Origin of the sequence: Mycobacterium heckeshornense (assembly GCF_016592155.1) — a bacterium.
GTDB lineage: Bacteria > Actinomycetota > Actinomycetes > Mycobacteriales > Mycobacteriaceae > Mycobacterium > Mycobacterium heckeshornense.
Genome location: NZ_AP024237.1, coordinates 4,388,146 through 4,411,219, shown reverse-complemented (window position 1 = coordinate 4,411,219; position 23,074 = coordinate 4,388,146). Strand labels below are relative to the sequence as shown.

Below are 23,074 nucleotides of genomic sequence, written 5' to 3'. Positions count from 1 at the left end.
GACGAGGATGAAATGCGCTGCTTGGTAACCGGGGCGACGGGCTACGTCGGTGCTCGTCTGGTGCCGAGGCTTCTCGGCCGAGGTTATGAGGTGCGGGTACTGGCCCGAAACCCGGGAAAGCTGGCCGAAGTTCCCTGGCGGGAAAGCGCTGAGGTGGTCTGTGCTGACCTCAGCGCCGCCGAAACCCTGCCCGCCGCATTCACCGGTGTCGACGTCGTTTATTACCTGGTCCATTCGATGGGTTCCAGCGCCGATTTCGCCGCGGAAGAGCGCCGCGCGGCGATGAATGTGGTCGCTGCCGCCCGTAGCGCCAACGTTCGCAGGCTGATTTACCTCAGTGGGCTGCATCCCGCAGGCACGCGGCTGTCCGCGCACCTTGAGTCGCGGACCACGGTCGGCGAGATTCTGCTCAGCTCGGGAATCCAGACTCTAGTGCTGCAGGCCGGGGTGATCATCGGCTCCGGCTCCGCCTCGTTCGAGATGATCAGACACCTGACCGACCGGCTGCCGGTGATGACGACACCCAAATGGGTGCACAACAAGATTCAGCCGATCGCGATCCGCGACGTCATGCACTACTTGGTCGAGGCCGCCGAGGCGCAAGTGCCGACGTCGCGAACCTGGGACATCGGCGGACCCGATGTGCTGGAGTACGGCGAGATGATGCAGGTCTACGCCGAGGTGGCCGGACTGCGGCGGCGTGTCATCGTCGTATTGCCATTCCTGACGCCGACGATCGCCAGCTGGTGGGTCGGCCTGGTGACGCCGATCCCGGCGGGGCTGGCCCGGCCGCTGGTGGAGTCGTTGCACTGCGATGCTGTCATGGCTGATCACGACATCGACACCGTGATCGCACCGCCGTCGGCGGGTCTTACCGGTTACCGCGATGCGGTCAGGCTGGCACTGCTTCGCACCACCCAGGCGAAGGTCGAATCCTCTTGGGGCTCCGCCGCATCCGACGGTGCGCCATCGGCGCCGTTGCCCAGCGATCCGAAATGGGCGGGTGAGGTCGCTTACCGGGCCAGCCGTTCGGCCTGGACACCTGCCACCCCCGCCGAGCTTTGGAAATCGGTCAATGACACGGCGGTTCAACATCGGTGGCGGCTGGAAAAGCACAAACCCGGCGAGTTGCTGCTTGTGCGCACCCATGCCCGAAGGCCGGGCCAGGCCTGGCTCGAGATGCGCGTGCGCGAGGCTACCGGATCCGGAAGCCACTATGAGCAACGCGCGATCTTCTATCCGCGCGGTATTGCCGGACGCGTCTACTGGTATCTCAGTCTGCCCTTGCACCGCAACCGGTTTCGTCAAATATTCCGAAAAGTGACTGCGCGCGCGGCCGCATCCCACAGCAACGGGTCGTGACGGTTTAGCCGGGCACTCGGGCCGGTGTCAGGTGAGACGGGTACGTAGCCGGTAGCGGCGTTCGGCGTAGGCGATATCGTCGCGCCATAGCCGCGCCGCGGCGCGCCGCATCAGCGGGGTGAGCAGTGGCGCGATCCGCAACGCGTGGGCGAAGCCGGGCCGGTCGGAGTGCGCGACGACGGCTTCCAGCACCAAAGTGCGGGGTACACCGTCTGAACCCAAACCCATTGGAGTAGCGTGGGTTTCGACTACGCTGCCAGCGCCTTCGCCGTCGACGATGCGCATCACGACGGTTCGCCGCTCGGGACTGGTGAATTCGGCGACCACGGGCACCCCGAACCGGCCCATCCGAAACGTCACCGCAACCAGGAAGCGATCGCATTCGTCGGACAGGTCGGCGCCGGGCGCGGGCGCGCTCAGCACGCGCAGCCGGCTAAAGGAGTACGGGTGCAGCCAGGCGCCGTGCCAGGGGTCGAAGCGATTGGCGAGAATGTCGCGCGGTTCGCACCGGCCAACCAGACGAGCCACGGCATGCAGGTGGGCCGTGACCGGGCGATCGGGTACCACCGGACATTCGCTCGGCGGCTCACCGCCGAGGTCATCAAGGCGCACCCAGGCCAGCACCCCGTCGTCGTACGCCGGGCACGGCGTCCAGCCGGGCCGTGGCGCGCCGTCGAGGCGAAGGCCGTGCCACGGACAGATCAGGACACCGCAGTCGACCGTGCCGGTGGACAAATCGGCGCCCAGATGCGGACATGTGCCGGGGCCGGCGTGGAGTTCGCCACCGGCGCCACGCCAGGCGACGATTTCGCGGCCGCCGACGGTCGTCCCGAACGGGCGACGGCCAATCTCGGCGCTGGCGGCAACCACATACCAGTTGCCGCTGGGCCGCCGCTGTGACCGGCGCACCGCGCCGTCGATGACGGCCGGTTGTGCGTCGGCGACCGTGGGTTGCTGCGCCGCCCATCGGGTGGCGGGCAACGGCTGCAGCGGCGAGGTTTTCGACCACCACAACTTCAGGCCGTCGAAGATGCTCATCGGCGCCGCCCCGCCCGCCGGGCAAGCCAGCGCAGCGCCGCCGAGCGACCCGCGGTCGGCACGGTCTGCAGCGGGTGGCCCGCCAGACCGAAATGCGTGAGCAGCCGGTTCGCCGCAGCCCAGCCCGTCGTCGCGGCCCGCTCCATCAGCGCGACCGGCACGTCGATCCGGATACCGTCGCCGGCCAGCGCCAGGCCCGGATGGGGCGTGACAACCCCCCGGGCGCCGGGCAAAATCACCGGGGGCAAATCGCGGGCAGTCGTTGGCGCACAGCACGCGTTGGCCGACACAGCGCGCGGACCCGGTCTCCGGGTACAGCTCGTGCAGCCGGCTCAGCATCTGCCCGGTCAGGCCGTCCAGCGGGCTGGTTACCGCGTACGAGTGCAGTTCGACGACCGAACCGCCGGTGCGGGTAACCCACGTCGCGGCTTGGTGTTCGTAGCGTTCCAGCACGCTGACGTTGTCCAGCGGCGGGCGCCCCCCCGGTGCCGAGGAAAGCCGCCCGCCCGGCGTGCACCGGCCGGTCGAGCCACAGTCGCTGAACCACGAACGGCGGCGCCGTGCGCAGCGCGGCGATGCGTCGCCGCCAATCGTCGGTGCCCAATCCCGCAGAATTGCTGACGATCTGGCGCAGTCCGCTGACGTCGGCGCCCAGCACCACACCGTCGGCCTGCATGTCGGCCGCACAATCGCAATGAATGACGAATCGTGAACCGGGCTCTACCGCGGTCACCGACACTCCGGTGTGGAAACGCACACCCCGGTCCTCAAGATAGGATCGCAGCGGGTTCCACAGCGCCGCATCGAAATTGGCGTTCGCCACATCGAAGACAATGCCCTCGCTGGAACCCAGGAAGTAGATGTGAAACATCGTGGCGAGTTCGGCGGCCGACAGCGCGGCGGGTTCGGCGAAGAAGCTGCGGGAGAACACCTCGAAAGCCAGATGTTGGGCGGCGTCGGGAAAATTGATCTCACCCAGAAACGTTTGGGCGTCGATGTGGTCAAGGAGCCGGTAGATGTCGGGCACCGACACCGCCGCCAGCGGCGCCGCGGCCCGTGCGTTGAGCCGGGCCAGGTCGCGCAGCCGAAACGTCGGACTGCGCAGCGCGAACGCCAGCGCGTTCAACGGCGGAGTTTTGGGCAGGCCGCGGAACGTGTCGCATCGGCCGTGCGCGTCGACCAGCGGGTAGTCCGCTAACGGTTGCAACATGCCCAGCCCACGATCGATGCGGCGCAACAGGTTTCGCAGGTTGTAGTACTGGCGAAAGAACGCGTGGAAGCCGCGGTTCATCGCCACCGGGGTGCCGTCCTGGAGTGTTTCGGTCCACCCGCCCACACGTCCGCCCAGATAGGGTTGTCGCTCGATGACGTCGACCGTAACCCCGCGCTCGGCCAAGCCGGTGGCCGCGGCCAGGCCCGCGATGCCCGCGCCGACGACCACGGCTCGGGGCCGTCTGGGCAAGGCGGACGCATCGGCCACGCCCGCTGGCGCGGGATGCGTGACACGGCGCCGATCAGTCATCGCGGCGCCTCCGCGAGAAATGTGTGCACCATGTGCCGTTGCCAGCCCGGCATGGTTTTGCTGCGTACCGCACTGAAGCCGTTGTCGCGCAGCCTTTTCTGAAAGGAAGTCGCGCCGTCGAAGTCGTTGACGCTGCGCCGCAGGTAGCGGTACAGACTTCCGTCTCCACTGGCCAGCCGGCCCGCGGGGATGACCACGGCCCAACACAACAGGTTCCATGCCGCTGTGGCGAGCGGTGAGTCGCGCACCGAGTATTCGTGCACCGCCAACAATCCACCGGGCCGCAGCAGCCCACGCAATGCGCGTAGCCCGACGTCCGGGTCGGCCAGGTTGCGCAGCAGGTAGGCGGCGAAAATGGCGTCGAATGGGCCCTCGATGCCGGCCGCGCCGGGATCTTCGACACGGCCGAGCACGAACCGCACTGTGGCCGGCCACGGCTTGCCAGCTGCCTGCGCCAACATGCCCGCCGACGCGTCGACCGCGACGATCCGGGCGTGCGGGGCGACCGCCAGCAGGGCGGCGGTGGATGCCCCCGTCCCGCAGCCGGCGTCGAGCACCCGCAGTCCCCGGCCATCGTCGGGTAAGCGCATGCGGCGCACCGATATGCGCAGCTGCTCGTGATAGCCCGGACTGGCCGCGACAAGTTTGTCGTACACCGTGGCGGAGGTGTCGAATGCAGCCGGCACGTCGGCATGCGCCAGCTTGCGGAACCGGCAGGTCACGAGGCGTCCTGCCGGTCGCGCCGCCGCTGGTGTTCCCACAGCAGCAGCACCGCGGTCACCAGCGCGAAGCCAAAAATGAAGTCCTCGACCGGAATATCGAAGACAAACCTGATGCCGCTGGTCTGTCGCTCGTCGTAGCTGACGATCGGGGCGCTGCGCTTGGTCAGCCAGCCGTCCACCGGAATCTGAAAGCCCAGCACGATCGCCAGCGAAATCCAATACGCCGGCCGGCGAAACAATCCGGTGTGCAGCGCCGCGAACTCCAGCGCACACACCGCGGCCACCGATGCGACAGCGGGCAGCGTGTATCCCAGGCCGCTCATGACCGCCGCGCTGATCTGGTCCGGATTCGGCGCAGCCGGCCCAGGATCGCGCCGACCGCGTTGTAGGTAAGTAGGCCGCACAGCGGGATGACGACGAAGAACAACACCTCCTCGATCGGAATGCGCCCGGGCAGCACAACGCCCGTGGTGAAACGCGGGCTGTAGGTCCACACATGGGCGGCGATGGCCGCCAGATCCCACGCCACGAACGCGGCCGCGACCGGCAGCACCGCGGCCAGCATCCGCCGGGGCTGCCGGTACACGCCGGCGCCGAATATCTCCAGCGGCGCGGTGAGGGCCAGGCAGCAGCCCAGCACGACGACATATTGCCAGCGGTCCATGGTTAGTCTTGACCCCCGCGCGGCCGCGCCGCCCAGGCCTGCAGCAAGCCCACGCCGGCCACCCGCAGCCGGCGCGCGGTGCCGACGGTAGCGCGCCGGCTGAACACGGCGAAGTCGATGTCTTCGATGCGTTTCAGTATCTCCGAGTACAACGTCAGGGCCACCGCCACACAGGGGCGCGATCGCGGCTGCAGCATCGCGATGCCGCGGCGGGCATAGTCGTAAACCTTTCGGGTGAGCGCCTGCTGCTCGACCAGCGCCGCCCGCACTTTGGGGTCGGTGCGCCGGTGGGTGTGGCACCACATGAGCACGTCGCGGTCGACCTGGTGGGCGGCCAGCTCGTCGGCGGGCAGATAGATCCGCCCCCGCTGCAGATCCTCATCGATGTCACGCAGAAAGTTGGTGAGCTGAAACGCTTTTCCCAGCGCTGCAGCGTAGGGGGCGGCTTCTTCGCGCGGAGCGACGGTGCCGAGGACCGGCAGCAGCTGCAGCCCGATCACCTCGGCCGAGCCGTGCACGTAGCGATCCAGCGCTTCCCGGTCGGGATAGTCGGTAACGGTGAGATCCATCCGCATCGAGGCCAGGAAATCGTCGAACAGCTGCCACGGGATTGCGTAGGCGCGGGCGGTATGCACCACCGCCGTCAACGCCGGGTCGTCTCCGATCCGGTGGCCGTCTTTGAGCCGGTCGGACAACCGAGCGGCCAGAGACTGCAGTCGCCGGGCGCGCTCGGTGGTGCTCAGGCCCGGGTCGAAATCGTCGAGGATGTCGTCGGCCTGCCGGGCAAACCCGTACAGCGCGTGCACCGCGGGCCGCTGATCGGGGGCCAGCAGCCTGGTCGCCAGGAAGAAGGTGCGGCCATAGCGCGCGTTGAGGTGGCGGCAGTGCCGATACGCGGCCCGCAGCGCGGGGTCGCGCACACCGGCGGCGTCGAGTTCGGAACCGATCATCGCGGCCGGCCCGGGATGCGGGCACCGGTGGGCCGGGTGGCCGCCCCGGTGATCCGGTCAGCGGCCAGCCGCCCGGACAGCAGCGCGGTGGGCACACCCACGCCGGGCACGGTCGACGATCCCGCCAGCACGACGTTCTCGACGCCGCGCACGGTGTTGGCCGGACGGAACGGTCCGGTCTGGGTGAATGTGTGCGCCAGCGCGAACGGGGTGCCCGCAGCCATCCCTTCGCGCGCCCAATCGGCGGGAGTCATGACGTGGAGCACTTCCGCGTCGGCCCCAAGTTGGGGCAGCCGATCGGTCACGGTGGCGATCAGCCCGTCGGTGTAGGCCCGCCGGGTGGCGTCCCAATCGACCGTCCCGACGGCGGTGTTGGGGGCCGGCGCCAGGATGTAGAGCAGGTCGCGGCCGGCCGGGGCCAAGGCGGGATCTCCGGCGCTAAGCCGGCTGACCAGCAGCGAGGGGTCGGTCATCGGGTGGCCGTCGTCGATGATGTCTCGAAATGTCTGTTCCCAAGCGTGGCCGAAAAGGATTGTGTGCAGGGCGGTTTCCGGCTTCGCTGCGCGGCATCCGACATGCGCGACAACCGCCGACGGCGCGGGCCGCAGCGCCAGCAGGCGCCGTGGCATTCGACCCAGCAGCCGGTAGGTGTCGGGTAGTTCGGTGGTCAGCACCAGCGCGTCGCACCCGATCCGCTCACCGGTATCGGTGCGCAGCGCAACCACCCGTCCCGCACGGCGTTCCAAGGCGCATGCTGTTGCACCGTAACGGAATTCGACGCCGGCATTCGCCGCCGCCGCGGCCAGCGCGTCCGGCAACGCCCGCACTCCGCCGCGCGGAAAGTACACCCCGGCGACGGTGTCCATGTAGGCGATGACGGCATACACCGCCAGCGCACGCTGCGGAGGCACCCCGGCGTAGAGGGCCTGAAAGGTGAATATGCGCCGCAGTCGCTCGTCGGTGATGAACCGGCGCACCATCGTGTCCCAGCGACGGAAGCCCCCGATCGCGGCCAGTCGTGCCAGCTGCGGGGTGACCAGCGACAACGGCGAGTCGAAGTTCGCGGCGATAAAGCTGTCGAACTCGACTCGATACAGCCGGGTGAGCCAGTCCCGCAACCGCCGGTAGCCGCGGGCCTGATCCGGGCCGGCGAACCGCTCGATCTCGGCGGTCATCGCGGCAGCATCACAGTGCACGTCCAGGCGTGCGCCGTCGGCGAAGACCGCCCGGTAAGCGGGACGTACCGGGCGCAGCTCCAGCCGGTCGGCCGTGGACTCGCCCACGGCCGCGAATACATCGTCGATGACCTCCGGCATGGTCAGCACCGTCGGTCCGGTGTCGAGGCGGTAGCCGTCGATGTCTTTGCGGCCCGCCCGGCCGCCGGGAACGTCGGCGCGTTCGACCAGGGTTACCGCACGGCCCCGACCGGCGAGATGGAGAGCGGCCGACAGCCCGGCCAGACCAGCTCCCACCACCACGACGTGGTCCGTTGCGCCCGCGACCGTGCGCATCATGCCGCCCGCTGCGAGCATGCCACGGCCATGTTGGCCAACGCGTCGCGCACGGAGTGGTCGATCCGGTCGCTGCCGAGCAATTCCAGCGCGGCGGCGACCCGCTCAGCGATCATCTGCTCGATCAACTCCACTGCGCCGGTGGCCGCGATCAGTGTGCGCCACTGGTCGACGCCGCTCTGGTCAAGCTCATCAGAGCCCATCAATTCCGACAACCGGCGCCGTAACCCGTTGTCCGCCAGCTGATAGGCGGCCGCCACGACGGTGGTGGCCTTGCGCTCCAACAGATCGGCGCCCGCGGGCTTACCGGTAACCCGCGGCGAGCCATAGATACCGAGCAGGTCGTCTCGCATCTGAAAGGCCTCTCCCACCGCCTCACCGTAGCCGCTTAGCAGCGTGAGCACATCGTCATCGCAGCCGGCCAGGACGGCCCCGATTTCCAGCGGCCAGCGCACCGTGTAGTTGCCTGACTTGCGGCGCGCGACGTCGAGCACCTCGACCAGGCTGGGCAGGCTCGCCGCGTCGTTGACGATGTCGCCGAGCTGCCCGACCGCGAGCTCGGTCCGCATGGTGTCGTAGCGCGGCCAAGCGCGGTCGAGCGCATCGAGAGCCAGTCCGCTTCCCCGCAGCATCTGCTCGGCCCATACCAGGCACAGATCGCCGAGCAGCATCGCAGCCGACTCCCCGAACCGACGCGACGACCCGGATAACCCGCGGTCACGATGCCACCGGGCGAATTGCACGTGCGCCGAGGCCCGGCCGCGGCGCACTGGCGAATCGTCCATCACGTCGTCTTGCAGCAGCGCGAAGGCGTGCAGCAGCTCGAAGCTGGCGGCCGCCCGCAGCGCCGCGGCGTCGGCGTCGGCCCCACACAGCCAGCCCAGCAAGGCAAAGGTCGAGCGCACGCACTTGCCGCCATCGAAAAATCCCTGCACTATCCCGGCGGCAATGTCGGCACCTGGCCCGCGCAGGTCGACCGCGCAGCGGGTGGCGACGAAACCGGCCACCGACGCCAGCACGGTGTCGCGGACGCCGGCGCGCCAGGTCTCGAAGCCGGCGTGGCCGTCGCTGTGCGCGCACCCCAAAGTGGGTAACGCGAGCATTCGTTCGTCAACGGTGTTCAACGCGCGCCCTCCGGCCCGGCTGCGGCGCAGGTGGCTGCCGGGCCGCAGCTTCTAAGCCGAGTTGCCTCACGGCTGTCGGGGCAGGCGGTTTCCGATGTCGACCACATGCATCGATTGTGCATCGTTTATCTCGGGAGCCGACCGCGGCCCGGCTGGAGGCGGCCGGATGAACCCGTTCCCGCGGCGAGGCGGTAGCGCTGCGCGCGAGCTGGCGAACGTGTCACAGTTGAGTCGAGGACCACGCTGACCCGGGCAACCCCATGAGATTTCTGCACCGCGCCGTCGTCGTCTTTGCGGCCGCTGCCCATTTCGCCTACCTGGTCTACGTGCCGAGCGGAGGATTTTTGGCGTTGCGCTGGCCGCGCACCATCTGGCTGCACCTGGCGGCCGTGCTATGGGGGGTGGCCGTGGTCAGATGGGCCGCCCCGTGCCCGTTGACGTGGCTGGAGAATGTGGCCCGCGAGAAGGCGCAGATGCGTCGGCTGGGCCCGGGCGGATTCATCGACCATTACGTCGAAGGAGTGCTCTACCCGGCCGACGCGACCTGGAGCCTGCAGTTGCTGGCATTCTCAGCGGCCGGCGTGTCCTGGCTGGTATTCGCCCGTGCCGCGGACACGCGCCGAGTGTCGCGGCGCGCCAAGTGCTGACCGTCATCCGGCCCGGAGCCGTCGGTCGAGCTACTGCGCGGTGACCGGCTGGCTGAGCAGACGGCTCTCGATGAGATCGGCGCCGCGGGCGACGCCGCCCGTGGCGGCGAAACCGGCGGCCACCCGCCGCGCCCCGTCGGTCATCGTCATCGCCTTGTACATGCTGGCCCGCAGCCGCGGCGCGGTCAGCTTTTTCGCCGGCAAGCGGGTTCCGCATCCTGCCATTTCGACACGTCGGGCCACCTCGGCCTGATCGCGCGCGAACGGCACGACGCACACCGGAACGCCGCAGTCGAGCGCCTTCTGGGTGGTTCCCATCCCGCCGTGGGTGATCGCGCAGACGGCCCGGGCGAGCACCGCGCGGTGGGAGACGAATCGGCACACGGTGGCGTTCGGTGTTTTCGGCAAGCCCTCGGGTATGCCGGCCGGGAAGGTGGCGACCACATGGACCGGTTCACCGGCCAACGCCTCTAGGGCGGTCCTTGCCAGCACGGTATCGGCCTGCCGGATCGACGATGTGGAAACCAACACAAGGGGCTGTTCGATTCGTGACAGCCACGCCGGAGCGGCCGGCGGTGCCGGCTCGAACGCGCACGCGCCGATCAGATGCACGGTGTCGCCCCAGCCGGGGTGCGGGTATTCCAGCGGCTCGCCACCGACGGCCAGCAGCAGCGGTGCCCGACGCAGAAACTTGTCGACCGACCGGACCGGCGGCGCGCCCAGCCGCGTGCGGATGGCGTTGATCCGCGGCAGGATCCGGCGGTCGAACACGTGCGCCACCACAGGGCGCACGGCGGCGTCGCGGACACGGCCCAGCATGCCGGGCCATGGCCGCAAGCCTGGACCGAACGGTGGCACGCCGGGCGAGCGAAGGAACGGTGTGAAAGGCGAAAAGACAGCCCAGGGAAGGTTTTTCGCGTCAGCGAACGACATCGCGCCCCAGCAGTTGGCGTCCACGATCACCACGTCCGGGCGCACCAGCTCGACCGCCACGCGCACGTCGTCGACCTCGAGCGCTGCGCGCCGACAGAAAACGTCGATCGACATCTGCAACACGTCGAGCGCATTGCGTGTGGTCCAATCCCGTCCCACGATTGCCTCGATGCGCGGGTCAACGGCGTGCGCCTTGACGCCAATCCGCCGCGCCTCGGCGACCCCGGCTGCCATTGTCCGAAGGTGAACCTGGTGGCCGCGCGCGACCAGTTCCGACAGCAGTGCGCACAACGGGAACAGGTGACCCAGCGACGGGGAGCCGTACGCGAGGATGACCGACATTTCGTATCCCGAAACCCGTGTGCGTTTACCCGCTGCCTTGGCCCCAGCGCCCAATGTCGGCGTCGTCCAGCAGGGGAACCTGGGCGGCGGCCCACGGGCTCAGCGGCCAGGAGAGCTCGGCCGCCGCGCGCAACTCGGACCACAAGACCCAGCGCCAGTCCATCACCTCGTCGGCCGCCGGCTGCACCGCTCCGTGCGCGCGGGCGCAAAACACAGGACACAGTTCGTTTTCGACGGTGCCGTCGGTTGCGATGGCGCGATAGCGAAAGCGCGGCAGCACGCACTGCACGTGGTCGATGTGCAACCCCAACTCATGACGGGCGCGGCGCCGCACCGCCTCCGGCAGCGGTTCGTCGGGCAGTGGATGGCCGCAGCACGAGTTCGTCCACACGCCGGGCCAGGTGGGTTTTGTCAATGCTCGTCGGGTCAGCAGGACCCGTCCGCGGCGATCGAACAGGTAACAGGAGAAACCCAGGTGAAGCGGGGTCGACCGGTGATGTACGGCCGCCTTGGGCAGGGTTCCGACCGGCCGGGCGTCGTCGTCGACCAGGACGACGAGTTCTTCGTGTGACGGCGGCGAACTATCGAGCACACCATCAGGCTTACCCGACCGATGCACAGCCGATGCAGAAAGGGTCGAAGAGGGCATCGGATCAGCTGTCTGGGCAAGCCGGGGCCATCGCGGCGGGGTCGGTGTGAGTGGTCAGTTTTTGCACCGCATCACGAAGCGATTTTGGTCGCACCGTCGCCGGTGGCAGGCGCACCGAGTCCCACCCGGGTCCGGCGGCCATCACCTGCGGCGTCGCGTTGCCGACCGTCCTGATCATGGCCGCATCCGCGGTGCCGGCGGTTTGCGACCAGATCACCACCGCCCTCGGCGGTGAGCTACGCGCCAGCGCGTCGATCACCGCCTCGACCGGGACCGCCGCCCCCAGCATCAACACCCCGCGGCCGCGCTCACACAACGCGGCACGAAGTGCTTCCAGAGGCAGGGCATGGGTTTCGTTGGCGGTGCAGGCCAAGATCACCGAGGTCGGGGTCCCGGTGGGCGGCATGGGTATCTGCTGGAACGAGCGCGCAACCGCCCACGACAGCATGTGTTCGATGTCGATGCACTTCTCGCCCTCGCGTTGGCGGCTTTCGATGACCGCGAAGACCGGCCGCACCAGCAAGTCCCAGGTGTCAAGCACCCCGTAGTGGCGCAGATGACGCTCGATGATCAGCGCAGCGTTGACCGCGTCGAGCCCGAATGCGGCGGCCAACAGCGGAGCCGTCTCGGCATAGCCGGGTGTCGCCGACGCCATCGCGGTCCGCGCCGCGCTTTGCGGGCTGGCGCCCTGGTCGATCAGCGTTCGCATGTGGCGCAACATCTGAAGGTCGGTGTCGCTGTAAAGGCGATGGGCACCCGGTCGGTGCTCGGCCGGACCGATGCCGTAGCGGTGGGTCCAGCTGCGCAGTGTCGCGGTCGGCACCCCGAGCAACTGTGCGGCCGCGCGCACGGTGTATCTCGGCCGGGCTTGGTCGCCGGACTGCGGACCGCGTTCGGCAACGGCCGGCCCGTCTGCGGTCATCGCAGCCGACCAGCCGGAACGCAGCTGCCCGCGGCTCGTTCCCGGTGTGCTTCGATTCACGCGCCCTCACAGCCCCCGGACAGTCACCGACGTGCACTGCCTTGACGCGGCCAGGATAGGCGCTGGGGTGTCAGGGCCGCCGGTTTCTCCCGATCTGGGCGCCGGTGTGCGATCCGCGGCGGCCGGTGCTCCGAATGTTCAGAAAGAGCGCACCGGTTTGACGACGAGGGGTGACCGGTGCGCCTGTCGACCACGGTGCCCGCGCCGACTGCCGTGCGCGGACGGCCTGTCCGACCGGCGCGGCGCGGGCGCATTGGTCGATTCCCGGCGCGGGGCTATGACGGCGGCGCCGCCCAGGGGCGGGTCCAGGGCATCGCGGCCTGACCGTCGGCGGTGGGCTTGACCGCCAGAATCTGGTCGACGCCCATCCGGCCCTGCTCGAATGCCAGCGCGCCGCCCACCAGATACAGCCGCCACGCCCGGGCCGCCTGCTCGCCCAGCAGGGCGACGAACTGGTCGTACTGCTCGTCTAATGTTTCGATCCAGTGCCGTGCGGTGCGCGCATAGTGTTCGCGCATGGCCTCGACGTCGCGCACCTCGAAGCCTGCGTTCTGCAGATAGCTCAGCGTGTGTGCCAGCGGGCGCATGTGCATGTCGGGTGCGATGTAGCGCTCGATGAACGGCCCACCGCCCGGCGCGGCATCGCTGCGCCGCGACATCTGCTGCAGCAGGAGCCGCCCGGTCGGCTTGAGCGCCCGAAACAGCATGCGCGCATATTCCGGGTATTGCTGTTCGCCGACATGCTCGCCCATCTCGACCGAGCTGACCGCATCGAAAGACTCGCGGGTAGCAGCCGCCGCGTCGAAATCGCGGTAGTCCGCCAGCCGCACCTCGGCGTTGTCCACTCGGCTTTCGGCCAGCCGGCCGGCGATGAAGTCCCGTTGCTGCCGCGACAGCGTAATACCGGTGGCGTGCACACCGTAATGCACCGCCGCATAACAGATCAGCGAACCCCAGCCGCAGCCGACGTCGAGCAGCCGCATGCCTGGGCGGAGATCCAGCTTGCGGCAGATCAGATCCAGTTTCGCGGTCTGCGCCTCGTCGAGTGACTGTCCGTCGTGGGTGAAATACGCCGACGAGTAGGTCATCTGCTCGTCCAGCAGCAACCGGTAGAACTCGTTGGACAGGTCGTAGTGGTGGGCGATCGCCGCGCGGTCCCGCGTCCGGGAGTGTCGCCGACCGGTCAGCCGAGCCTCAGCAGCGGGCGGGGCGGGCGGCGGTCCGATCACGCCCAAGCTTGCCGCGGCGAACACTGCTCTTATCTTGGTCCGCAACGAGATTCGCGTCCTACGGTGCCGCCCGTTCTGCCGCCGGGCGCTGGCCCAGGCCAGTCGGAAGCCGTCGGCGAGGTCGCCGTCGACGTCGACGTCACCGGACACGTACGCCCGCGCGAGACCCAATTCCCCTGGTGCCCAGAGCAACCTGCGCAGCGCACGGCGTGAGCGGATGACCAGCACAGGCGCGCTGGACGGTCCGGCCTCGCTGTTGTCCCACGCCCGGATCCGCACCGGTAGCGTGAATCCGACGACATCGCAGAACAACTCCGCTAAGCGGTCGGCGATCACGACAGCGCGAATCCGGGCAGGTTTCATGCACCGCCTACATGCCGGGTGGCATCAGCACGGTGTCGATCATGTACACCGTCGCGTTGGCGGTGGGCACTCCGCCGCAGACCAGCCCGGCATTGTTGATCCTCAAATTGTTGCCCTGACCGGTCACCGTCACATTGCCGCCCTGCAGCGTCTTGTGGGTACCGGGAATCTTGGCGGGGCTCAGCTGGCCCTGCACCACGTGGTAGGTCAGGATGCTTTTCAGCAAGTCCGCGTTGGTCTTCAGCTCGTCGATGGTCGACGAGGGCAGCTTGTTGAACGCGTCATCGGTCGGCGCGAACACGGTGTACTGACCGTTGTTGAGGGTGTCGACCAGGTTGACCTGCGGGTTGAGCTGGCCGGAGACCGCCGCGGTCAGCGTGGTCAGCTCCGGGTTGTTCGACGCCGCGGTCGCGACCGGGTCCTGCGACATGCCTTCCACCGACGCGGGACCGCTGGGATGCAGCGCCGCGTAGTCCGCGCATCCCGGGCCGACCAGATCGGCTGCCGCCGCGGTCGGCGACGTGGACACCGCGAGACCCACCATCGTGGCCGCAGCAACACCGGTTGCTGCCAGCGCCTTGTGTGCGATTTTCATTGCCTTCGCTCCTTCGGTGACTCTCCTGTTGACACCAAGACATGGGTACTTCGGAGCCGACCGCCTGTTGGACGGGTCACAGATGTCGCGGATTGCTTTCAGCCGTAGGTGAAGGAGTACACCTGCAGGCCTTTGGTGAGGCGCACCTCGAGTGTTCCAGCTGTCACTCGGTCGCCAGTGACGATCTGATGCGACGTCGGGGCTCCGCTGATCGGCAGCGCCGTCGACTTCCCGTCGCGGATCACCGTGACCGTCCCGGTGCCGCCCGCGACGAGGTAGACGTCCTTGGCGTGGTAGTTGAGTTCGATGCTCGAGTCGTCGCTTCGGGCGGTGGCGCCCTGATAGTCCAGTGACCAGGGGCCACTTAGCGCGAAGCTGTCCGCGGGCAGGCTCGGCGGATAGCTGAATGTGGCGGTGCCCTCGTCATACATCCCGCCGCCGGCGTAGTTGACCACCTTGCCGACCCCGAGGTACGTCTCAGGGGTGGTGTGCTGCTTGGGGGTGAGATCGGGTGAGTCGACCGCCGGGGGCAGCTTGGCCCCGGGATCGGCGTCGGTGAGCAGTTGCCTGATGAGCCGCTCGGTGACGTCGTAGTCGCCCTCGCCGAACTTGATATGCCGCACCACTCCGTGCGCGTCGATCAGGTACTCCGCCGGCCAATACCTGTTGCGGTAGTTGGTCCAGGTGGAGTAGCCGTTGTCCAGCGCGATCGGGTAGGTGATGCCCAAGTCGGCGGCGCCCTTTTCGACGTTGGCGGTGACCTTTTCGAACGCGTACTCGGGGGTGTGCACGCCGATCACCTCGAAACCGCGGCCAGTGTCTTTGTAGGCCCGATACCAGCCCTCGACGTGCGGGATGGCACGTTGGCAGTTGATGCACGAATACGCCCAAAAGTCGATGAGCACCACCTTGCCGCGCAGCGAGCGCAGGTCGACGGGTTTGTTGCCGGGCGTGTTCAGCCATGCGGCGATGTTTTTGAGATCGGGTGCCGGGCCGCAGTTTTCCAGCTGTGAGGCCCCGTTGCTGCAGTTCGACAGCTGCCTGTTCTGGTCGGTGACAATCCCACCCAGATTGAGCTTCTGCCGGACCTGCTCACCGCCGCCGACCTTTTCCTGCAGGGAGTTGGTGTAGTCGGGAATCGCCCGCTGCAGCGCCGCGGGCAGGTTCAAGACCAACGCAACAGCGAGCAGGATCGTCACGACTCCTGCGGCGACACGAATCTCACGCTGACGTCGCCGAAAAGCACTGATCCGTTGCGCTATTCGCTGTCCGGCCAGGGCGAAGAACAGCAACGGCACCGCGGTGCCCACCGCGAACGCCACGGTAAGCACGACGACTCCCACGCCGATGCTCGCGGTGGCCCCGGCGACCACGATCGCGGCCAGCACCGGGCCCGCGCACGGCACATAGAGCACACCGAGCGCCAAACCCAGCCCGAAGCCGTTGCGGCGGGTAGCGATACGTATTTGGGGTATGCGGGTGAACGGGCGCTCCAGCAGCTGTTCGAACCCGGGGAAGATCAGGCCCAACCCGATCGCCACCAACGCCGCCAACGCGACCCAGCGAATCGCGTCTTGCGGCAGGTGCAGCAGCGACAGCAATGCCGAGCCGAGCAGGGTAACCAGGCTGAAGCTCAGCACCAGTCCACCGATCACCAGGTAGGGCCGCAGCGTTTCCGACAGTGATCGCTTCGCTGCGACGACGACGGCGCCACCGGAATCCGGCGCCGGCGCGGGGTCGTCGGGGGCGCTATGCGCGCCGGCGAAAAAGATCACCGGCAAGACCGGGAGGATGCACGGTGAGATACCAGTGATCAGGCCGCCGACGAAGCCGATCAGCGCGAGGGTGAACATACCCGGTATTCGCTGCCGCATCGGCCGCGGATGGGTGGACAAAGCGGCGGATCGGTTGGGCCGCAACAGCATGCACGGCAGTCCGGCAAACCGGACTGCCGTGCATGACGGCCGGGTGCTTACTGGGCGGGCGGCATCAACACCGTGTCGATCATGTACACCGTCGCGTTGGCGGTGTGGACCCCGCCGCAGACCAGTCCCGCGTTGTTGACTTTGAGGTCGTTGCCCTGACCGGCCACCGTCACGTCAGCGCCTTGGAGGGTCTTGTGTGTGCCGTCGACCTTTGCCGGGCTCAGCTGGCCCTGCACCACGTGGTAGGTCAGGATGTTTTTCAGCATCTGCGAGTCGGTCTTGAGCTGGTCGATCGTGCCCGCCGGGAGCTTGTTGAAGGCGTCGTTGGTCGGGGCGAACACCGTGTATTGGCCGTTGTTGAGGGTGTCGACCAGGTTCACGTTCGGATTCAGCTGGCCCGAGAGCGCCGACGTCAGCGTCGAAAGCATCGGGTTGTTCGACGCCGCCGTGGCGACCGGGTCTTGCGCCATGCCGGCCACCGAGGCCGGGCCGCTGGGGTGCAGCGCCGCATAGTCCGAGCACCCGGGACCGACCAGGTCGGCCGCCGGGTCCGCCATCGCCGACGACGTCGCGGGTGCAGCCGTGCTGGTGGCAGGTTTCATGCTTGTGGTCTGCTCCGACTCGGACTTGTGGCTTGAGCAAGCCGCGAAGCCCACGATGGCGGTGGCCGCAAGGCCGGCCGCCGCGAGTGTCTTGGTCGAAATGTTCGTCATCGGGTTGTCACTCCTGCGTCACGGACGGCCTGCTGTCGCCGCCCTTCTGGTCGGACGTGGGGTATTCGGAGCGACCACGATGACGGATGGGTGCCGGGTCCCACTAGGGTGGGCACGGTGAGTTCTCACTACGATGTCGTCGTTCTCGGAGCGGGCCCCGGCGGCTACGTCGCGGCCATTCGTGCCGCGCAACTGGGGCTGAACACCGCAGTTGTCGAACCGAAGTACTGGGGAGGGGTGTGCCTCAACGTCGGCTGCATCCCGTCCAAGTCGCTATTGCGCAACGCCGAACTCGCCCACATTGTCACCAAGCAAGCCAAAACCTTCGGGATCAGCGGCGAGGTGAGCCTCGACTACGGCATCGCCTACGAGCGCAGCCGCAAGGTCGCCGAGGGCCGCGTGGCCGGCGTCCACTTCTTGATGAAAAAGAACAAGATCACCGAGATTCACGGCTACGGCAGCTTCGTCGACGCCAACACCGTTGCGGTCAAGCTCAACGATGGCGGCACCGAAACGGTCACCTTCGACAACGCGATCATCGCCACCGGCAGCAGCACCCGACTGGTGCCGGGCACATCGCTCTCGCGAAACGTCGTCACGTACGAAGAGCTGATCATGACGCGGGAGTTACCCAAATCGATCGTCATCGCCGGGGCCGGCGCGATCGGGATGGAGTTCGGCTACGTACTGTCCAACTACGGTGTCGAGGTGACCATCGTCGAGTTTCTGCCGCGGGCGCTGCCGAACGAAGACGCCGACGTGTCCAAAGAAATCGAAAAGCAGTTCAAGAAACTCGGGGTCAAGATCCTCACCGGGACCAAGGTCGAGGGCATCGACGACAACGGCACCCAGGTGAGCGTCACGGTCAGCCAGGACGGCCGACCTCAAGAGCTCATCGCCGAAAAAGTGTTGCAGGCCATCGGCTTTGCACCCAACGTCGAGGGCTACGGACTGGAGAAGGCCGGCGTGGCGCTGACCGACGGCAAAGCTATCGGTATCAACGACAACATGCGCACCAGCGTGGGCCACATCTACGCGATCGGCGACGTGACCGGTAAGGCAATGCTGGCCCACGTTGCCGAGGCACAGGGCGTAGTCGCAGCCGAAACCATCGGCGGCGCAGAGACTTTCACGCTCGGCGACTATCGTATGCTGCCGCGCGCCACCTTCTGCCAGCCGCAGGTTGCCAGCTTCGGGCTCACCGAGCAGCAGGCGCGTGACGAGGGCTACGACGTCACGGTTGCCAAGTTCCCGTTCACCGCCAACGGAAAAGCCCATGGGCTGGGCGACCCGAGCGGCTTCGTCAAGCTCGTCGCCGACGCCCGCTACGGCGAATTGCTCGGTGGGCATCTCATCGGCCACGACGTGTCCGAGCTGCTGCCCGAGCTCACCTTGGCGCAAAAGTGGGACCTGACGGCAAATGAGTTGGCGCGCAACGTCCACACCCATCCGACCATGTCGGAGGCACTGCAGGAGTGCTTCCACGGTCTGGTCGGCCACATGATCAACTTCTGATGCTGCTGCTGGGCGACGGGCCGCACCACGGCGCGACGATTCTCGGCGCCGTCGCCGGGGTGATCGTGGGCTACATCGGCTGGCTGGTAGCGATTTCGGTCGGCGCTGCCACCACGACGGTGAGCCGTTGGAGCGCGGTGGTGCTGATTTTGTCGGTCGCGGTGGCGGTGTGCTCCGGGTGGTGGGGCTTGCGGCTGCGTCGGCGACGACGTTACCCGTGGGCGGCGTTCGCGTTTGCACTGCCGGTTCTTCCTGTCGTGCTGACGTTGGGTGTGCTCAGCGCGACCTATCTGTGATCCGGGTGGTCCAGCGGAAGTTCGAGGGCTGGCGAAAAAGGCGCCGTATTAGCTTTCCAGCAACATCGAAGCGCGGAGTAGCATTCACCGCCTGCAAACCGGAAAACCCTAGCCAGGAGCGTGCTTACCGATGGCCGCAGTCGATCGAGTCAAAGAGTCGAAACGCGCGCTGGAGGACATCGCCGACGGTGACGATGTCGACCCACGGCGACTGCGATCGCGCGCCCGGTTGCTGGACGCCGCGACGTCGCTGTTGGTCAGCGGTGGTGTGGAAGCGGTCACTGTGGAGGCGGTCACGCGCTTGTCAAAGGTGGCGCGCACGACGCTGTACCGGCACTTCACGAGCTCTACGCACCTGTTGGCGGCGGCGTTCGAGCGGTTGCTGCCCCAGGTGACGCCGCCCCCGCCGTCCGGGGACCTGCGTCAACAGCTGATCGAACTGCTGAACCGTCAGGCCGCGCTGATCGACGAGGCACCCCTGCACCTGACCGCGCTGGCCTGGCTCGCGCTAGGGCCCGGCGATCCGGACAGTGACCGCCGCAAGCCCCTGGCCGGCCTCAGTACACGCGTCATCGAGCAGTACCGGCAACCTTTTGATGCGCTGTTGACCAGCCCCGAGGCCCGCGTCGAACTCGACGATCTCGACATCACCCTGGCCATCATCCAGTTGGTCGGCCCCATCGTTTTCGCCAAGCTCACCGGCATGAAAGTACTTACGCCCCAGGACCGCATCCGCATGGTGGACGATTTCCTGCATGCCCATCGCCGGCAGCGCAGGCAAGGTCGCCCGCGGGCCCGACGCTAGCCACGGGCAGAATCGAGACTAGTAGTATCGGAGCGATACCACTAGTGTCGTTTTGATGCAGCGAAGCGAGCGGCCATGACCGAACAGCGCACACGCCCGGACGGTGCTTGCCCCTCGCGCCGACCGCAAGATAAGCCGCGCCGCCCCGGCGAGCGCGCCGGGGAATACAGTGCCGCGCTCGGCGCGCTGGCACGGTTCACCCTCGACCACAAGGCGGTAGTCATCGGCGCATGGATCGTGCTCGCCGCCGCCTTGGCCCTGCTTTTTCCGCAGCTGGAGACGGTGGTCAAGCAACAATCGGTTGACATGATCCCGCGCGATGTAGCGTCTTTGCGGGCGCTCGACAAAATGAGCGCGGCGTTCGGCGAGCGCGGGTCGAAGACAATGATCGTCGTCGCGATGGAAGATCCCGCGGGTTTGACCCGGTCGGCACGCGCTCGCTACGACACTCTGGTTCTCCGTCTGCGCGCCGACACCCAACACGTGTTGATGGTCCACGATCTGCTGGCTGACCCGGTCACCGCGGCCCAAGCGGTCAGCCGTGACGGCAAAGCGTGGTACCTGCCGGTGGGCATCGCTGGCACACTAGGGGATCCGACCGCGGCCGATTCGGTGCAGGCGGTCCGCGACATCGCCGCCCGAGCATTCGGCGACTCGCCGACACTGGTGCGTGTGACCGGCCCCCCGGCCACCTTCAGCGACCAAATCGCAGCCGCGGAAAAGGATCTCCTCGTTATCTCGATTGCCACGGCAGCATTGATCGCCGGCGTTCTACTAGCGGTATACCGTTCAGTGTTTACCGCCTTACTGCCACTGCTGGTTATTGCATTGAGCCTAGCTGTAGGTCGCGGTGTGCTATCGGCGCTGGGCGAGCTGGGTATGCCGGTGTCGCAGTTCACCATCGCGTTCATGACCGTGATTCTGTTGGGCGCGGGAACCGACTACACGGTGTTCTTGATCAGCCGCTACCACGAGCAGCGCCGGCAGGGCGTGGCCACACAAACCGCGATCATCAACGCGACCGCGACCATTGGGCGGGTAATCCTGGCGTCCGCGGCGACCGTCGCATTCGCTTTCTTGGCAATGATTTTCGCGCGTCTGCCGGTATTCGCAGCATTGGGTCCGGCTTGCGCAGTCGCGGTTTTCGTCGGCTTTTTGGCTACTGTGACACTACTTCCCCCGGTGCTGGCGCTGGCGGCCCAACGGGGCATCGGCGAGCCCAAACCGGATCGGACTCGTCGTTACTGGAACCGCGTAGCGGTGGTAGTGGTACGTCGGCCGGCGCCCTTGCTGGTCGCCAGCCTGGCCATCTTGCTGGCCTTGGGCTCGCTGGTGGCGACCATGCGCATCAGTTACGACGACCGCAAAGGCCAGACCGGTGCCAGCGCTAGCAACGAGGGGTATCGCCTGCTGGACAGGCACTTTCGCAAGGACGTTATTATCACAGAGTTTTTAGTCGTCACCTCGCCAAGGGATTTGCGGACTGGCAAAGGGCTGGCCGACCTTGACCAGATGGCTTCTCGGGTAGCCCAGCTACCAGGCGTGACCAAGGTATCCGGTATTACCCGACCGAACGGGACTCGCCTCGAGCAAGCGCAATTGTCCTGGCAGAATAGCCAGATCGGCGACAAGATGGCGGGAGCGGTCGCCGACGGGCAAGCCCACAAGGACGACCTTGCCGAATTGACGAACGGCGCTGATCAGCTCGCCACCGGATTGTCCCGGCTGGATACCACGTTGCAAGCCGCGCTCACGCCGTTGACCGTCGCGCTCACGCCAGCCCAGCGCGCAGGGCAATCCGTACAGCGGGTGCGACCGCTATTGAGCCAGCTGGGTGTCGCTGCACCCGCCATCGACCAGGCACTGCGCTCTGGACCGGGGCTGCGACCGCTGGCTGAGCAGGCCAAGACGGCGATCAGTGCCATTGATCCCCTGGCGAGCGCGCTCCACACCGCACCATGGTGCGCCGCTACACCGCAATGCGGGCAGCTCCGCGACCACATCCAGGCTCTTGTCACGTTGCGCGATGTTGGATTTTTCGATGAAATCGAAAGCCTTGCAGATCAATTGAGTCAGGATGGAAGTGTCGCTGCCATAGTGGCCGACGTTCAGAACGCCCTAGAATCACTTGATTCAGCCTTCGGTACATTGGGTGGCCCAACCGATTTCGCTGGCAGCATCCGTCGGCTCCAAAACGGCATCAGCCAGCTCGCATCTGGGGCACAAGGACTGGCGACCGGGGTGCACGCCCTCGCGGACAGCAACATCCAACTACTATCCGGGATGAGCCAAATTGCCGCGCAGCTGCAAAACGCCGCTCGCGTCAGCGCCGGATCGGATTCGTCGACTGGATTTTACCTACCGGCTAGCGTTTTCGAAAACCGCCAATTCAGCGACATCGCGCGCCAATTTCTGTCACCTGACGGCAAAACCGCCCGCTTCGCGATCGAATCCACCTGCGACCCATACAGCGGTGAAGCGATGACGCTCGCTCATACGATCACCGAGGTCGCCAACGCGGCGCGCCCCAACACCTCACTAGCCGACGCCAGTGTGGCCATTGCGGGCTTTCCCGCTGTCAACGCCGACATCCAACACCTACTGTCAGCGGACTTCCACCAACTTGGTGCCGCAACCCTCGTCATCGTCGGTGTCATCCTGATCCTGCTGCTGCGCGCCGTGCTCGCTCCGATCTACCTGCTGGGCACCGTCGTGCTCAACTACGCGGCTGCACTCGGCATTGGGGTGCTTTTCTTCCAGTACGGGTTGGGGCAGCAGATCGCCTGGCCCGTGCCCCTGCTGGCATTCATCATTTTGGTGGCCGTCGGCGCGGACTACAACATGTTGCTGGTTTCCCGGCTGCGCGACGAATCAGCCCGCAACATCCGCGTGGGGGTGCTGCGAACCGTGGCCACGACCGGCTCGGTGATCACCTCAGCCGGGCTGATTTTCGCCGCCAGCATGTTTGGACTCATGGCCGGTTCGATCGCGATCATGCTTCAGGCAGGACTGATCATCGGATGTGGCCTCTTGCTGGACACCTTTGTGGTGCGCACGCTCACCGTGCCGGCGATCGCCACCCTGTTACGCGAAGCCAGTTGGTGGCCAAATCGCCCTTGATCCAGTCGGAATCCAGTACTCCTGCGTGGCATCCGGTAGCAAACTCCCGAGGCCAGTCGACAACATC

Annotated in this window: 20 protein-coding genes and 1 pseudogene; 6 read left to right on the top strand and 15 right to left on the bottom strand. The window is 67.0% G+C overall.

Features of this window, described 5'->3' with window-relative positions; genetic code table 11:
* Positions 1–12 precede the first annotated feature (12 nt).
* A complete protein-coding gene (locus tag MHEC_RS21320) occupies positions 13–1,362 on the top strand; it encodes a DUF2867 domain-containing protein (RefSeq protein ID WP_048889533.1) in 1,350 nt (449 codons plus the stop codon).
* 27 nt (positions 1,363–1,389) lie between these two features.
* Here MHEC_RS21320 and MHEC_RS21315 read toward each other — a convergent pair whose 3' ends face one another.
* The 8 genes and pseudogenes from MHEC_RS21315 to MHEC_RS21280 all read right to left on the bottom strand — a co-directional run bounded on the left by MHEC_RS21315 (position 1,390) and on the right by MHEC_RS21280 (position 8,872).
* Complete coding sequence (locus tag MHEC_RS21315; RefSeq protein WP_048889534.1) at positions 1,390–2,400, bottom strand: DUF5914 domain-containing protein; 1,011 nt, start codon at positions 2,398–2,400, stop codon at positions 1,390–1,392.
* Positions 2,397–3,922: pseudogene (locus MHEC_RS21310) on the bottom strand (FAD-dependent oxidoreductase). Before MHEC_RS21310 ends, MHEC_RS21315 begins: the two are co-directional and overlap by 4 nt.
* Entirely contained in the window at positions 3,919–4,644 is a 726-nt protein-coding gene (locus MHEC_RS21305) for a class I SAM-dependent methyltransferase (RefSeq protein ID WP_082169453.1), read from the bottom strand. Before MHEC_RS21305 ends, MHEC_RS21310 begins: the two are co-directional and overlap by 4 nt.
* Entirely contained in the window at positions 4,641–4,967 is a 327-nt protein-coding gene (locus MHEC_RS21300; protein WP_048889536.1) for a lycopene cyclase domain-containing protein, read from the bottom strand. Before MHEC_RS21300 ends, MHEC_RS21305 begins: the two co-directional genes overlap by 4 nt.
* A complete protein-coding gene (locus MHEC_RS21295) occupies positions 4,964–5,308 on the bottom strand; it encodes a lycopene cyclase domain-containing protein (RefSeq protein WP_048889537.1) in 345 nt (114 codons plus the stop codon). The genes MHEC_RS21300 and MHEC_RS21295 overlap by 4 nt, the downstream gene beginning before the upstream one ends.
* 2 nt (positions 5,309–5,310) lie before the next feature.
* Positions 5,311–6,258 (bottom strand): phytoene/squalene synthase family protein, encoded by a 948-nt coding sequence (locus MHEC_RS21290; protein WP_048889538.1) that lies wholly within the window; start codon positions 6,256–6,258, stop codon positions 5,311–5,313.
* On the bottom strand, positions 6,255–7,769 hold the full coding sequence (gene crtI / locus MHEC_RS21285) for a phytoene desaturase family protein (protein WP_048889667.1): 1,515 nt from the start codon (positions 7,767–7,769) through the stop codon (positions 6,255–6,257). Before crtI ends, MHEC_RS21290 begins: the two co-directional genes overlap by 4 nt.
* A complete protein-coding gene (locus MHEC_RS21280) occupies positions 7,769–8,872 on the bottom strand; it encodes a polyprenyl synthetase family protein (RefSeq protein WP_048889539.1) in 1,104 nt (367 codons plus the stop codon). The genes crtI and MHEC_RS21280 overlap by 1 nt, the downstream gene beginning before the upstream one ends.
* Before the next feature lie 281 nt (positions 8,873–9,153).
* Here MHEC_RS21280 and MHEC_RS21275 point away from each other — a divergent pair, with 281 nt between their 5' ends.
* Complete coding sequence (locus tag MHEC_RS21275) at positions 9,154–9,540, top strand: DUF2784 domain-containing protein (RefSeq protein WP_048889540.1); 387 nt, start codon at positions 9,154–9,156, stop codon at positions 9,538–9,540.
* Between the two features lie 30 nt (positions 9,541–9,570).
* Here MHEC_RS21275 and MHEC_RS21270 read toward each other — a convergent pair whose 3' ends face one another.
* From MHEC_RS21270 to MHEC_RS21240, 7 genes are all read right to left on the bottom strand, one after another.
* Positions 9,571–10,815 carry a glycosyltransferase gene (locus MHEC_RS21270; protein ID WP_048889541.1) on the bottom strand — a complete coding sequence of 415 codons (1,245 nt, stop codon included), beginning with the start codon at positions 10,813–10,815 and terminating at the stop codon, positions 9,571–9,573.
* Between the two features lie 25 nt (positions 10,816–10,840).
* On the bottom strand, positions 10,841–11,407 hold the full coding sequence (gene idi, locus MHEC_RS21265; protein WP_048889542.1) for an isopentenyl-diphosphate Delta-isomerase: 567 nt from the start codon (positions 11,405–11,407) through the stop codon (positions 10,841–10,843).
* Between the two features lie 61 nt (positions 11,408–11,468).
* Positions 11,469–12,386, bottom strand: coding sequence for a MerR family transcriptional regulator (locus MHEC_RS21260; RefSeq protein ID WP_048889543.1), 918 nt, complete (start codon positions 12,384–12,386; stop codon positions 11,469–11,471).
* Between the two features lie 335 nt (positions 12,387–12,721).
* The gene (locus MHEC_RS21255) at positions 12,722–14,038 is read right to left on the bottom strand and encodes an SAM-dependent methyltransferase (protein WP_048889544.1); all 1,317 of its coding nucleotides are present in this window, start codon (positions 14,036–14,038) and stop codon (positions 12,722–12,724) included.
* Between the two features lie 7 nt (positions 14,039–14,045).
* The gene (locus tag MHEC_RS21250) at positions 14,046–14,633 is read right to left on the bottom strand and encodes a fasciclin domain-containing protein (RefSeq protein ID WP_048889545.1); all 588 of its coding nucleotides are present in this window, start codon (positions 14,631–14,633) and stop codon (positions 14,046–14,048) included.
* A gap of 98 nt (positions 14,634–14,731) precedes the next feature.
* Complete coding sequence (locus MHEC_RS21245) at positions 14,732–16,486, bottom strand: cytochrome c biogenesis protein DipZ (RefSeq protein WP_048889668.1); 1,755 nt, start codon at positions 16,484–16,486, stop codon at positions 14,732–14,734.
* Between the two features lie 119 nt (positions 16,487–16,605).
* Entirely contained in the window at positions 16,606–17,271 is a 666-nt protein-coding gene (locus MHEC_RS21240) for a fasciclin domain-containing protein (protein ID WP_048889546.1), read from the bottom strand.
* Between the two features lie 117 nt (positions 17,272–17,388).
* Here MHEC_RS21240 and lpdA point away from each other — a divergent pair, with 117 nt between their 5' ends.
* The 4 genes from lpdA (at position 17,389) to MHEC_RS21220 (ending at position 23,007) form a co-directional block, all read left to right on the top strand.
* The gene (lpdA, locus tag MHEC_RS21235) at positions 17,389–18,786 is read left to right on the top strand and encodes a dihydrolipoyl dehydrogenase (protein WP_048889669.1); all 1,398 of its coding nucleotides are present in this window, start codon (positions 17,389–17,391) and stop codon (positions 18,784–18,786) included.
* Positions 18,786–19,082, top strand: coding sequence for a hypothetical protein (locus MHEC_RS21230; protein WP_048889547.1), 297 nt, complete (start codon positions 18,786–18,788; stop codon positions 19,080–19,082). Before lpdA ends, MHEC_RS21230 begins: the two co-directional genes overlap by 1 nt.
* A 130-nt stretch (positions 19,083–19,212) precedes the next feature.
* On the top strand, positions 19,213–19,887 hold the full coding sequence (locus MHEC_RS21225) for a TetR/AcrR family transcriptional regulator (protein WP_048889548.1): 675 nt from the start codon (positions 19,213–19,215) through the stop codon (positions 19,885–19,887).
* Between the two features lie 75 nt (positions 19,888–19,962).
* Positions 19,963–23,007 carry an MMPL/RND family transporter gene (locus MHEC_RS21220; RefSeq protein ID WP_048889549.1) on the top strand — a complete coding sequence of 1,015 codons (3,045 nt, stop codon included), beginning with the start codon at positions 19,963–19,965 and terminating at the stop codon, positions 23,005–23,007.
* Positions 23,008–23,074: the final 67 nt, after the last annotated feature.

Coding starts and splice junctions, on each gene's coding strand:
- MHEC_RS21320 (WP_048889533.1), top strand. CDS start 13: ATGCGCTGCTTGGTAACCGGGGCGACGGGCTACGTCGGTGCTCGTCTG.
- MHEC_RS21315 (WP_048889534.1), bottom strand. CDS start 2,400: ATGAGCATCTTCGACGGCCTGAAGTTGTGGTGGTCGAAAACCTCGCCG.
- MHEC_RS21300 (WP_048889536.1), bottom strand. CDS start 4,967: ATGAGCGGCCTGGGATACACGCTGCCCGCTGTCGCATCGGTGGCCGCG.
- MHEC_RS21295 (WP_048889537.1), bottom strand. CDS start 5,308: ATGGACCGCTGGCAATATGTCGTCGTGCTGGGCTGCTGCCTGGCCCTC.
- MHEC_RS21290 (WP_048889538.1), bottom strand. CDS start 6,258: ATGATCGGTTCCGAACTCGACGCCGCCGGTGTGCGCGACCCCGCGCTG.
- crtI (WP_048889667.1), bottom strand. CDS start 7,769: ATGCGCACGGTCGCGGGCGCAACGGACCACGTCGTGGTGGTGGGAGCT.
- MHEC_RS21280 (WP_048889539.1), bottom strand. CDS start 8,872: ATGCTCGCGTTACCCACTTTGGGGTGCGCGCACAGCGACGGCCACGCC.
- MHEC_RS21275 (WP_048889540.1), top strand. CDS start 9,154: ATGAGATTTCTGCACCGCGCCGTCGTCGTCTTTGCGGCCGCTGCCCAT.
- MHEC_RS21270 (WP_048889541.1), bottom strand. CDS start 10,815: ATGTCGGTCATCCTCGCGTACGGCTCCCCGTCGCTGGGTCACCTGTTC.
- MHEC_RS21260 (WP_048889543.1), bottom strand. CDS start 12,386: ATGACCGCAGACGGGCCGGCCGTTGCCGAACGCGGTCCGCAGTCCGGC.
- MHEC_RS21255 (WP_048889544.1), bottom strand. CDS start 14,038: ATGAAACCTGCCCGGATTCGCGCTGTCGTGATCGCCGACCGCTTAGCG.
- MHEC_RS21250 (WP_048889545.1), bottom strand. CDS start 14,633: ATGAAAATCGCACACAAGGCGCTGGCAGCAACCGGTGTTGCTGCGGCC.
- MHEC_RS21245 (WP_048889668.1), bottom strand. CDS start 16,486: ATGTTCACCCTCGCGCTGATCGGCTTCGTCGGCGGCCTGATCACTGGT.
- MHEC_RS21240 (WP_048889546.1), bottom strand. CDS start 17,271: ATGACGAACATTTCGACCAAGACACTCGCGGCGGCCGGCCTTGCGGCC.
- MHEC_RS21230 (WP_048889547.1), top strand. CDS start 18,786: ATGCTGCTGCTGGGCGACGGGCCGCACCACGGCGCGACGATTCTCGGC.
- MHEC_RS21225 (WP_048889548.1), top strand. CDS start 19,213: ATGGCCGCAGTCGATCGAGTCAAAGAGTCGAAACGCGCGCTGGAGGAC.
- MHEC_RS21220 (WP_048889549.1), top strand. CDS start 19,963: ATGACCGAACAGCGCACACGCCCGGACGGTGCTTGCCCCTCGCGCCGA.